Here is an 11,083-nt window from a genome sequence, read left to right on the forward strand (position 1 = left end):
GATGGGTGATGATAATATGTCGATTAAATGCACGGTAACAACTGACTTACAAGCCAAGGATAAGAACGGTTATTCTGGCATTCAAAAGCACGTTGAACATGATAAAAAGATTAATCACACTAACATGATGTCTCCGAAAAGCATCGCCCGTTGGCAAGAACTGAAAGCCAAGAAATTAAGTGGCCGCACGGTTCCAGAAGATATGGAATATAAGAAATTACAGATGAAGCATGACGCTGATGTTTTAGCCTTAAATGAACTAAAATGGAAAGCTGAATTAGCCGAAGCTATCATGCTTTCATCAATGAATAACAGCAACACTAAGTCTGTGTTAGATGATGTTATTCAATCCGAAATTGGCGAGGAACAGAAGCCATATTCTCGGAAAGATATTGCTGATTTTGTGACCGACTTTTTAGCAAAAGCTAAACAAGAAGTGACTACACAAAATCACAAGCAGCCATTGGGAAGTAATCCATTAAATAATAATGAATTACCTAATGGCTCAAAACACAGCAACTAAATGGCAGGTAACGTTAACTTTAAGGATTACTTGAATCAACAACTTCAAGACCCACAATTCAAGCAAGAGTTTGAAAATGAAACTACCAAATTAGAAAGTGCCATTGCTGTAACCCATGTTCGTAAGGAAGCAGGTTTAACTCAACGAGAATTAGCTAATGTTTCCAAAGTTCCGCAATCTACTATTGCTCGGATTGAAACAGGAGCGAACACTAGCGTTGATACTTTAACTAAGATTGCTAATGCTTTAGGTAAGAAATTAACTGTTAGTTTCTCGTAAATGGAAGAACTAAATTTTGAATTTTATACTCGTCCTAATGGTCATACAGAGTTTCAAGAATATCTTGATGGCCTTAATACCAAGGCTCGAGCAAAATTATTAGCAAGAATTTATATGATTGCAACTCATGGTATCAGTGTCGGGATTCAGCACGATTGGGTAAAACAATTGGATTGTAACCTATATGAAATTCGCTCACGAGTTAGTAATAACCAACAACGTGGCCTTTATTTTCATGTCGAAGAAAATCACTATGTAATTACCCATGGCTTTACCAAAAAGACACAAAAAACTCCTCAACGTGAAATTAATCACGCTAAGAAGTTACGTGCTGAATATCTAGAAAATCGAAAGGAGCAATTATAAATGACACAAACTTTGGAAAGCTATATTCAAACGAAGGCAAATTTTATTGCGGACTATTTATTTAGTAACAGCCTTTCGCCGTTTAATGGTGGTAAAAGCATTACAACACCGCTTCTTGGAAAAGTGGTTGGCTTCATTTTTCAAAAGACACCCCAGTGAATGAACTTTAATAAAATTGATTTAGACAATTGGAAGAGAAAAGAGATATTTAATCATTATTTGAACCAACAAACGACTTTTAGTATAACCACAGAAATTGATATTAGTGTTTTATACCGAAACATAAAACAAGAAGGATATAAATTTTACCCTGCATTTATTTTCTTAGTGACAAGGGTGATAAACTCAAATACAGCTTTTAGAACTGGTTACAATAGCGACGGAGAGTTAGGTTATTGGGATAAGTTAGAGCCACTTTATACAATTTTTGATGGTGTATCTAAAACATTCTCTGGTATTTGGACTCCTGTAAAGAATGACTTCAAAGAGTTTTATGATTTATACCTTTCTGATGTAGAGAAATATAATGGTTCGGGGAAATTGTTTCCCAAAACACCTATACCTGAAAATGCTTTTTCTCTTTCTATTATTCCATGGACTTCATTTACTGGGTTTAACTTAAATATCAATAATAATAGTAATTACCTTCTACCCATTATTACAGCAGGAAAATTCATTAATAAAGGTAATTCAATATATTTACCGCTATCTTTACAGGTACATCATTCTGTTTGTGATGGTTATCATGCAGGATTGTTTATGAACTCTATTCAGGAATTGTCAGATAGGCCTAATGACTGGCTTTTATAAATGAACAAAAATATAAAATATTCTCAAAACTTTTTAACGAGTGAAAAAGTACTCAACCAAATAATAAAACAATTGAATTTAAAAGAAACCGATACCGTTTACGAAATTGGAACAGGTAAAGGGCATTTAACGACGAAACTGGCTAAAATAAGTAAACAGGTAACGTCTATTGAATTAGACAGTCATCTATTCAACTTATCGTCAGAAAAATTAAAACTGAATACTCGTGTCACTTTAATTCACCAAGATATTCTACAGTTTCAATTCCCTAACAAACAGAGGTATAAAATTGTTGGGAATATTCCTTACAATTTAAGCACAAAAATTATTAAAAAAGTGGTTTTTGAAAGCCGTGCGTCTGACATCTATCTGATTGTTGAAGAAGGATTCTACAAGCGTACCTTGGATATTCACCGAACACTAGGGTTGCTCTTGCACACTCAAGTCTCGATTCAGCAATTGCTTAAGCTGCCAGCGGAATGCTTTCATCCTAAACCAAAAGTAAACAGTGTCTTAATAAAACTTACCCGCCATACCACAGATGTTCCAGATAAATATTGGAAGCTATATAAGTACTTTGTTTCAAAATGGGTCAATCGAGAATATCGTCAACTGTTTACTAAAAATCAGTTTTATCAAGCAATGAAACACGCCAAAGTAAACAATTTAAGTACCATTACTTATGAGCAAGTATTGTCTATTTTTAATAGTTATCTATTATTTAACGGGAGGAAATTAATTCTATGAGTGGGAAATTTAGGCGCACAAAAAGAAAAACGAAATGATACACCAATCAGTGCAAAAAAAGATATAATGGGAGATAAGACGGTTCGTGTTCGTGCTGACTTGCACCATATCATAAAAATCGAAACAGCAAAGAATGGCGGAAACGTAAAAGAAGTTATGGAAATAAGACTTAGAAGCAAACTTAAGAGTGTGTTGATAGTGCATTATCTTAATAATTTTGTATAAATGTTTATTATTATGCCTACCAGTGGTTATGTTGGATTTCCGGTTCCACGATGTTATGACTCATTTGTAACGAGTAAGACGGAAGCTGATGAAGATAAGTTACTTGCAGATTGGAGTAAGTCATCAATTAAATTTGCAAACGATATTGCGAATAATCCGGATTATCATTCACTAGTGGCAATGGAGCATCTGAGTGACTTTACACGGCAACTGATTCCGGCGTGCAACATTTTTAATGTTATTTATCCTCATAATTTAAATAATATGAAAATTGCGGAGTTTGCAAAGGGATCAGAGACTCCGGGATCCTTTGATGGAATGACTCAAATTACAACGCATATTTATCGAACTATTCAAGAGCTATTTGCACCACAAGAAGCAATTTATATCAATGATCAATTGTGTCGAATTAATTATGTGGCCGAAAAGCACTATTTAGAGCTTTGCCTTAGTCAAACATCTAGTCTTAAGGTTAATGTTCGAAGTAAAATCACAAAGCAGATTGAAAATTGTAAGGAAGCGATTAATACTATTACTCAGGAAAATTCATTAATCATTGATACTGAGAAGCTTACGCTGTTGTAGATGAAACAGCTAGTATTACCCATCAAAGATACCAACGTCCTCCACGAAGTTGAAGATACTTTACTCCATAATTTCCGAGAAGGGCGTCGTAATTACACAATCTTCCAAGTTGGCAAGGCCACTCTGCTTCGGGTGAGTGATGTATTGGCTCTCAGACGCAGCGAAATCTATGAAAGTGATGGAGCTATCAAGAAAAATGCTTATATTCGGGATAAAAAAACTGGCAAGCCTAATGTTTTATACCTTAAACCAGTAAAACAGGACCTAATCGACTATTTTAACTGGCTAAACGAGCAAAACATTCAATCCGAGTGGCTTTTCCCCTCCTCACGGGACCATTCTCGGCATATTACAGAAAAGCAGTTTTACAAAATAATGGCTAAAACTGGCGATTTATTGGGAATTAGCTATCTTGGAACCCACAGCATGAGAAAGACGGGTGCCTACCGTGTTTACACGCAAACCCATTACAATATTGGCCTGGTGATGAGCCTTTTAAACCATACATCTGAAGCTATGACTTTAAAATATCTGGGATTGGACCAGGTTAGCCGTGAAAAAATGCTCGATGAAGTCAAGTTTGATTAAATGATGCTAAAGAATAATAATGAAATTGTTGCCGAAACTGATGAGGATTTACAATTACAAGCAGGTATGCAGCTGGATTCAAATGAACGACAATGTTTATTATCTAATGGTATGCTTTTTGTTGATACACAGCGGATTCAACCTTATCTATCATCAATCAGAGTATACTTACAAAATACTCAACCAGCTGAGCGAGTTTGGACTCTATTTAAGGTTCAGGACATAGCCAATAATCAGCTCGCAAATTACATCTTATCGGTCGCGATCACCCCGCAAAACCAGGGTGAATAAATGAAAATAATCAATATTGGAATTCTTGCCCATGTAGACGCTGGAAAGACGACCTTGACGGAGAGCCTGCTATATGCCAGCGGAGCCATTTCAGAACCGGGGAACGTCAAAAAAGGGACAACGAGGACGGACACCATGTTTTTGGAGCGGCAGCGTGGGATTACCATTCAAGCGGCAGTCACTTCCTTCCAGTGGCACAGATGTAAAGTCAACATTGTGGATACGCCCGGCCACATGGATTTTTTGGCGGAGGTGTACCGCTCTTTGGCTGTTTTAGATGGGGCCATCTTGGTGATCTCCGCTAAAGATGGCGTGCAGGCCCAGACCCGTATTCTGTTCCATGCCCTGCGGAAAATGAACATTCCCACCGTTATCTTTATCAACAAGATCGACCAGGCTGGCGTTGATTTGCAGAGCGTGGTTCAGTCTGTTCGGGATAAGCTCTCCGCCGATATTATCATCAAGCAGACGGTGTCGCTGTCCCCGGAAATAGTCCTGGAGGAAAATACCGACATAGAAGCATGGGATGCGGTCATCGAAAATAACGATAAATTATTGGAAAAGTATATCGCAGGAGAACCAATCAGCCGGGAAAAACTTGTGCGGGAGGAACAGCGGCGGGTTCAAGACGCCTCCCTGTTCCCGGTCTATTATGGCAGCGCCAAAAAGGGCCTTGGCATTCAACCGTTGATGGATGCGGTGACAGGGCTGTTCCAACCGATTGGGGAACAGGGGAGCGCCGCCCTATGCGGCAGCGTTTTCAAGGTGGAGTATACAGATTGCGGCCAGCGGCGTGTCTATCTACGGCTATACAGCGGAACGCTGCGCCTGCGGGATACGGTGGCCCTGGCCGGGAGAGAAAAGCTGAAAATCACAGAGATGCGTATTCCATCCAAAGGGGAAATTGTTCGGACAGACACCGCTTATCCGGGTGAAATTGTTATCCTTCCCAGCGACAGCGTGAGGTTAAACGATGTATTAGGGGACCCAACCCGGCTCCCTCGTAAAAGGTGGCGTGAGGACCCCCTCCCCATGCTGCGGACGTCGATTGCGCCGAAAACGGCAGCGCAAAGAGAACGGCTGCTGGACGCTCTTACGCAACTTGCGGATACTGACCCGCTTTTGCGCTGCGAGGTGGATTCCATCACCCATGAGATCATTCTTTCTTTTTTGGGCCGGGTGCAGTTGGAGGTTGTTTCCGCTTTGCTGTCGGAAAAATACAAGCTTGAAACAGTGGTAAAGGAACCCACCGTCATTTATAAGGAGCGGCCGCTCAAAGCAGCCAGCCACACCATCCATATCGAGGTGCCGCCCAACCCGTTTTGGGCATCCATCGGACTGTCTGTTACACCACTCCCGCTTGGCTCCGGTGTACAATACGAGAGCCGGGTTTCGCTGGGATACTTGAACCAGAGTTTTCAAAACGCTGTCAGGGATGGTATCCGTTACGGGCTGGAGCAGGGCTTGTTCGGCTGGAACGTAACGGACTGTAAGATTTGCTTTGAATACGGGCTTTATTACAGTCCGGTCAGCACGCCGGCGGACTTCCGCTCATTGGCCCCGATTGTATTGGAACAGGCATTGAAGGAATCAGGGACGCAACTGCTGGAACCTTATCTCTCCTTCACCCTCTATGCGCCCCGGGAATATCTTTCCAGGGCTTATCATGATGCACCGAAATACTGTGCCACCATCGAAACGGTCCAGGAAAAAAAGGATGAAGTTGTCTTTACTGGCGAGATTCCCGCCCGCTGTATACAGGCATACCGTACTGATCTGGCCTCTTACACCAACGGGCAGAGCGTATGCCTTACAGAACTGAAAGGGTATCAGGCCGCTGACGGCAAGCCAGTCATCCAGCCCCGCCGTCCAAACAGCCGCCTGGACAAGGTGCGCTATATGTTTCAGAAGATCAGGAAGAACTAGATGAGCATTAATGAAGGTAATCAAGCTTATCTTGATGGGTTAAGCTCCAATGGCAATACTTTAACCGTAACTGGTTGGCATGCTACCAACCAAGCTGCTGGTCGTCCTTACCATTACATTATTGCCTGGGACCGGAACCTTGGTCATGAAATTGCACGGCAAAAGGTAACGGCCGTTAGTCGCCCTGATGTTGCTAAAGCTTATAGCACCGTTGCTAATGCTGTAAACTCCGGATTCAGTGTTAAATTTAACCTAACTCCACAGTTCTTTAATGATAATATTCAGTTTATTTCCCGTTGGACGGACGATGCTGCCGGAAATGGGAATGCTGTAGATTATTGGTTTAAGCCAATGAATCGGACGAACCGAGCCAACCTTGATTCTGTTACACTAAGTAATGGTCAAGTAAGGGTTGCCGGATGGCATGCTACAGATCTTTCACAGCTTGAACCTAATCATTATTTGATCGTGTTTGATAATACTACTGGACAACAGGTTGCTTCTGAAAAGGTAGATCTGCTATCATCTCAGGATGTTAAGAATGTCTTTGGTGATATTCAGACTGCAGACCACTCACGGTTTAACTACACATTCAACTCACTACATTTGATTCCAGGACACAATTACTCATTAGTTAGCCGATATTCAGCAGATGCTAATGGTAATGGTAACGATGGTGCACACACCGATTCATGGTTAAATATGGGTACTTTCCAACAGTCGGCTTACTCTATTGATCATGTGGCACTCAACCGTCGTCATATGACTGTCCAGGGGTGGGTAGCTAATGACAATGCAATGACCAGACCATATGCTTATGCGATCTTATTACAAAACGGTCATGAAATTGGCCGCCAGCGTTTAAATCTTAGTGAGCGTGCTGATGTTGCTAAGGTTTACCCGCAGATTTATCGTAGTCAATACAGTGGATTTAACACCAGTTTTGATTTGCCAACTGCTTCTACTAACGGATTGCAATTGGTCTTGAGATTTACTGATGATCCAGCAGGCAATGGTAATAGCTCTGATAAGTGGATAAATCTGTAAATGTCACTACTTCAACATAATAGAAAATTATCAGACAAAGTTAGCATACAAGCAAAGAATCAAGTTACTCGTGATGAAATCGTACCCCAGACTCAATCAGTAACATTCATACGCAATTTACGAGTCGATAATCATATTACCAATCAAGTTGCTGCATTAATTGATCTAGGTATAGCAGAGAATACCAAGCAATTAATTAACGACATGGTACAATCTCGTATTAATCAACTAAACAAAGAAGACCAAAATAGATTACAAAAGATAATACAAGCATTAGAAATGAAAGACTTTTATACAGTCCAAAGTAAAGTAAAAAAGTAAATGGATACTTGTGTAATGTCTTTTTGCAATCAAAAGGGTGGAGTCGGCAAAAGTTCCACTACCGCATTAGTCAGTTATAACCTCGCTAAAATGGGATACAAATGTTTAACAATTGATTTTGACCCTCAAGCCAATTTAACTTCGCTTTTTATTAAAACAAAGTCCACACAAAATTCTGGTGTTATTTCAATTAAGACCTCATTAATGACAGCAATTAAAAATAATATTAACTTCTCAAAAATAACTATTCCAATTATTGATAATCTTGATTTGATTCCTAACGCTTCAGATTTCTTTCTTTACTCACGTTTCCTTGAAAGTATGTTTAATAATGAAATAGATAGAGTCCAGTATTTAGCTAATAAAATAAGCACTGACTTACAAAATAAATATGACTTTATTTTTATCGATGTTCCACCAACGTTTGGATTGGCTAATGACTCAGCCTTCTACGCTTGTAATCAACTAATTATTGTTTTACAAACTCAAGAACGTGCTCTTGATGGTGCCAAAGTTTTAGTCAACTATCTCCAATCAAACCTAATTGACGATTTTCATTCAAATGTTGATATTCTTGGTATCCTCCCTGTACTCTCTAAGAGAAACGCACAAGTTGATACCGAAATCTTAAATTCTGCTATTCAAGAATTTGGACAAGAAAATATTTTCAGCAACCATATTATGACCATGGAGCGTGTCAAAAGAATGGATATGACTGGAATTACCGATGGTAAAAACGATATTTGGGATAAGAGAACTCATCAAGCATACATAAACGTTGCTAAAGAAATCCTCGAACGACTAGGAGTAAAAGCATAAATGGGACAAGGGCAAGGTGCGTTTAAATTATCTGCATTGCAATTATTGATGAGCTCAGCAGCAGTATTTGCTAAGTTGATTAATGATTGCGATGGGTTGACTGAGAGAGCAATGTTCTCTTGAGATATGGGTGATGATAATATGTCGATTAAATGCACGGTAACAACTGACTTACAAGCCAAGGATAAGAACGGTTATTCTGGCATTCAAAAGCACGTTGAACATGATAAAAAGATTAATCACACTAACCAAGATATTGTGTTCAGCGAAACTCAATTTAATCAATATGATAAATCTCCGAAAACACGAGCAGCAATCGACCAATGGAACAATGAACATTTCAAAGACTATGTTGAGGAACACGATAAACATCAACGTGAAAAGGGACACGCAGAACGGCAATACGGCAGTGTTAAAAACTACCTAAAACGGAAAAAGAAGGCGACCGCTGTATTAACCATCGGTAATATGGAAGTTCAAAGTAAATTAATGCAACAATTCTGTCCTAAGACTTCCTATCAGGAAGAAAAGTTGCCGGACGGTACTACGCACTTAGTTTTCAAATTAAAGGACCAAAATAACCAACCAATCCCAGATAATATTGCGGTTGCCAAGCAGTTTTATGGCTGCTTCAATCGAGCCTTAATTAAGGCCACCAATAACAATGTTGGGTGGACACTTAAAGATAAATCACGAGTTAATGTTGGCGATTATTTACATCGAGGTCGCTACGCCACCAATAATGATGAAATGGGAATCTCTCACATTCATTATGAAGTAGCTACCTTTGGCATGACCCGAGGGGGTAAAAAACGGGCAGCACATGTCACTAATTCATTAAACCAAGCCTTAGTAAGTCTCCATCACGCCGTTACAGGTAAATACTGTTCCGGACGTGACGCTACGAAATGGTTTCGGGCCAACATGGACCAATTCGCCTTAAAATGCCTCGAAGATGAACTACATAAGACCTACAAAGTGCCTCAAAATAAAAAAATCCTCGATTTTGAACGTAAAACCAAGGAAGATAAGACCGTACAAACTGGTCTTTCCATGGAACAGTTAAAAGCTCAACATCAGGAAATCGCTGACCACCAAAAAGCAGTTCAGTCACTACAAAGCCAAGCTGATAACTTAACTAACCAAAAGAATGATGTCCAATCACAAGTTGCAACCGTCACTCAGAACCTAAAGAGCATCTACGAAGCCGCCACAGGCCACCAGGCGGTCGATAAAGACGGTAACGACCTTTCACCCCTAGCAATGGCAAACGGCATTACAAAGGCTGCTAGAAGCTCTCAGAAGGATAAGCAACAAGCTGAACAGAACGCCAATGCTGCCCAAGAAAAGCAAACAGCCGCCGAAAATCAACAGAAGCAATTAGACCAACAATTAGCTCATCAACGCCAACAATTACAAACCCTGCAAAATCAGATTAGCGACGCTGACAAACAGATTAAGCAGCGCAAGCTCCAGCGTATCAAAGCCGCTCAACAAGAAATTGACCAAAACGACTTACTCGATAACAACGATCAACCAATTACAGTAACCGAAGCTAATGTAACCCAAATGGAACAGGAATTAGATTCCTGGCGTCAAGAAGAGCGAGATAATTGGGAAACAGATAAACAAGACTATCAAGATGAACTTGATAACCTAAACCAAGAGATAACTACTGCCCGTACTACCAAGACTGAATTATCAACTACCAACCAACAATTAACCACCCAGAATCAGCAACTCCAGAATGAAAATACAACCGTACAAAACCAAATTAACGACTACAAAAACCAATTAGTCGATACCATTGCCGAAAATGCCCCTGAACACAAAGTTGACTCATCATTACTAAAGCCAAATGAAAAAGCTCAAGCGGTTATTACCAACACCGGACGACAGCAACATTTACGCCAGCCACTTAAATACCTGATGGACACCGTTACCGAAGTCCTACAAAAAGTCAAAACCGAAGCTACCAAGTTCATTGACCATGTTGTCAAAATCCTAATAGCTCCTAACGGTGATCAGTCACCTAAAAATCTACAAAACCGAGAACTAGATCCATCAAGCATCACAGCCTCAGACAAGCCAATTGACCATCTCAAAGAGAAACAATTACAAAACGACCCTGCCGTTAAACTAAAAAAAGCTATCCTGTCCGCCAATAGCGAACAACTACAAAAGGTTGACCAGCAAGTCAAACAATCACTTAAACAACAAGTCGAAGATGACATTGAATATTAAGTTAGTGTGATTAATCTTTTTATCATGTTCAACGTGCTTTTGAATGCCAGAATAACCGTTCTTATCCTTGGCTTGTAAGTCAGTTGTTACCGTGCATTTAATCGACATATTATCATCACCCATATCGTTGGCTAATAGTCGTAACCTCTGCTTGAAGGTTCGTTCAGAATCGGTAGGGTAAGTATGCGATGTTTCCAGAATCTCCCACTTCAAGCATTAAACCGTAGGTTTAGCTAAGTGGGAGTAGTTCAATATAATTGTTAAGATATCGTGGAAATCAACCACAAGGCTCGAGGCTAAGTCCGAACGATA

The 11,083-nt window shown here is 40.0% G+C and carries 16 protein-coding genes and 1 pseudogene; 16 read left to right on the top strand and 1 reads right to left on the bottom strand.

All coding sequences use genetic code 11. The features are described from left to right. Window position 1 precedes the first annotated feature (1 nt). The 16 genes and pseudogenes from HHK02_RS10365 to HHK02_RS10435 all read left to right on the top strand — a co-directional run bounded on the left by HHK02_RS10365 (window position 2) and on the right by HHK02_RS10435 (window position 10,771). The gene (locus tag HHK02_RS10365; protein ID WP_231124842.1) at window positions 2-523 is read left to right on the top strand and encodes a replication protein; all 522 of its coding nucleotides are present in this window, start codon (window positions 2-4) and stop codon (window positions 521-523) included. Then, entirely contained in the window at window positions 524-802 is a 279-nt protein-coding gene (locus tag HHK02_RS10370; protein ID WP_016497330.1) for a helix-turn-helix domain-containing protein, read from the top strand. Then, window positions 803-1,168 carry a type II toxin-antitoxin system RelE/ParE family toxin gene (locus HHK02_RS10375; RefSeq protein WP_086129270.1) on the top strand — a complete coding sequence of 122 codons (366 nt, stop codon included), beginning with the start codon at window positions 803-805 and terminating at the stop codon, window positions 1,166-1,168. Then, window positions 1,169-1,327, top strand: coding sequence for a hypothetical protein (locus tag HHK02_RS10380; RefSeq protein ID WP_181462393.1), 159 nt, complete (start codon window positions 1,169-1,171; stop codon window positions 1,325-1,327). Continuing rightward, window positions 1,328-1,982 (top strand): annotated as a pseudogene (catA, locus tag HHK02_RS10385) (type A chloramphenicol O-acetyltransferase). It begins immediately after the preceding gene. Next, on the top strand, window positions 1,979-2,725 hold the full coding sequence (erm(B), locus tag HHK02_RS10390) for a 23S rRNA (adenine(2058)-N(6))-methyltransferase Erm(B) (RefSeq protein WP_181462394.1): 747 nt from the start codon (window positions 1,979-1,981) through the stop codon (window positions 2,723-2,725). The pseudogene catA and the gene erm(B) overlap by 4 nt, the downstream one beginning before the upstream one ends. Next, entirely contained in the window at window positions 2,726-2,950 is a 225-nt protein-coding gene (locus HHK02_RS10395; protein WP_181462395.1) for a peptide-binding protein, read from the top strand. Beyond that, window positions 2,951-3,535, top strand: coding sequence for a hypothetical protein (locus tag HHK02_RS10400; protein ID WP_181462396.1), 585 nt, complete (start codon window positions 2,951-2,953; stop codon window positions 3,533-3,535). Beyond that, window positions 3,536-4,123: a tyrosine-type recombinase/integrase gene (locus HHK02_RS10405; protein ID WP_086129273.1), complete on the top strand. Its 588-nt coding sequence runs from the start codon at window positions 3,536-3,538 to the stop codon at window positions 4,121-4,123. After that, window positions 4,124-4,414 (top strand): hypothetical protein, encoded by a 291-nt coding sequence (locus HHK02_RS10410; protein ID WP_225357317.1) that lies wholly within the window; start codon window positions 4,124-4,126, stop codon window positions 4,412-4,414. Beyond that, window positions 4,415-6,340 (top strand): tetracycline resistance ribosomal protection protein Tet(W), encoded by a 1,926-nt coding sequence (gene tet(W) / locus HHK02_RS10415; RefSeq protein WP_181462397.1) that lies wholly within the window; start codon window positions 4,415-4,417, stop codon window positions 6,338-6,340. It begins immediately after the preceding gene. Then, entirely contained in the window at window positions 6,341-7,387 is a 1,047-nt protein-coding gene (locus HHK02_RS10420; RefSeq protein WP_016497318.1) for a hypothetical protein, read from the top strand. Beyond that, window positions 7,388-7,708 (top strand): DUF5388 domain-containing protein, encoded by a 321-nt coding sequence (locus HHK02_RS10425; protein ID WP_016497317.1) that lies wholly within the window; start codon window positions 7,388-7,390, stop codon window positions 7,706-7,708. It abuts the gene before it with no gap. Next, window positions 7,709-8,527 carry a ParA family protein gene (locus tag HHK02_RS10430; RefSeq protein ID WP_016497316.1) on the top strand — a complete coding sequence of 273 codons (819 nt, stop codon included), beginning with the start codon at window positions 7,709-7,711 and terminating at the stop codon, window positions 8,525-8,527. After that, entirely contained in the window at window positions 8,528-8,650 is a 123-nt protein-coding gene (locus tag HHK02_RS12945) for a hypothetical protein (RefSeq protein ID WP_016497315.1), read from the top strand. It abuts the gene before it with no gap. 18 nt (window positions 8,651-8,668) lie between these two features. Further along, a complete protein-coding gene (locus HHK02_RS10435; RefSeq protein WP_016497314.1) occupies window positions 8,669-10,771 on the top strand; it encodes a replication protein in 2,103 nt (700 codons plus the stop codon). On the opposite strand, the gene HHK02_RS10440 is transcribed toward HHK02_RS10435, so the two are convergent. Next, window positions 10,733-10,894, bottom strand: coding sequence for a hypothetical protein (locus tag HHK02_RS10440; protein ID WP_181462398.1), 162 nt, complete (start codon window positions 10,892-10,894; stop codon window positions 10,733-10,735). The genes HHK02_RS10435 and HHK02_RS10440 overlap by 39 nt on opposite strands. Window positions 10,895-11,083: the final 189 nt, after the last annotated feature.

Source organism: Limosilactobacillus reuteri (genome assembly GCF_013694365.1).
Lineage (GTDB): Bacteria > Bacillota > Bacilli > Lactobacillales > Lactobacillaceae > Limosilactobacillus > Limosilactobacillus reuteri_E.

Coding starts and splice junctions, on each gene's coding strand:
- HHK02_RS10410 (WP_225357317.1), top strand. CDS start 4,124: ATGATGCTAAAGAATAATAATGAAATTGTTGCCGAAACTGATGAGGAT.
- HHK02_RS10405 (WP_086129273.1), top strand. CDS start 3,536: ATGAAACAGCTAGTATTACCCATCAAAGATACCAACGTCCTCCACGAA.
- HHK02_RS12945 (WP_016497315.1), top strand. CDS start 8,528: ATGGGACAAGGGCAAGGTGCGTTTAAATTATCTGCATTGCAATTATTG.
- HHK02_RS10380 (WP_181462393.1), top strand. CDS start 1,169: ATGACACAAACTTTGGAAAGCTATATTCAAACGAAGGCAAATTTTATT.
- HHK02_RS10370 (WP_016497330.1), top strand. CDS start 524: ATGGCAGGTAACGTTAACTTTAAGGATTACTTGAATCAACAACTTCAA.
- HHK02_RS10440 (WP_181462398.1), bottom strand. CDS start 10,894: ATGGGTGATGATAATATGTCGATTAAATGCACGGTAACAACTGACTTA.
- HHK02_RS10430 (WP_016497316.1), top strand. CDS start 7,709: ATGGATACTTGTGTAATGTCTTTTTGCAATCAAAAGGGTGGAGTCGGC.
- HHK02_RS10400 (WP_181462396.1), top strand. CDS start 2,951: ATGTTTATTATTATGCCTACCAGTGGTTATGTTGGATTTCCGGTTCCA.
- HHK02_RS10365 (WP_231124842.1), top strand. CDS start 2: ATGGGTGATGATAATATGTCGATTAAATGCACGGTAACAACTGACTTA.
- HHK02_RS10435 (WP_016497314.1), top strand. CDS start 8,669: ATGTCGATTAAATGCACGGTAACAACTGACTTACAAGCCAAGGATAAG.
- HHK02_RS10420 (WP_016497318.1), top strand. CDS start 6,341: ATGAGCATTAATGAAGGTAATCAAGCTTATCTTGATGGGTTAAGCTCC.
- HHK02_RS10425 (WP_016497317.1), top strand. CDS start 7,388: ATGTCACTACTTCAACATAATAGAAAATTATCAGACAAAGTTAGCATA.
- HHK02_RS10375 (WP_086129270.1), top strand. CDS start 803: ATGGAAGAACTAAATTTTGAATTTTATACTCGTCCTAATGGTCATACA.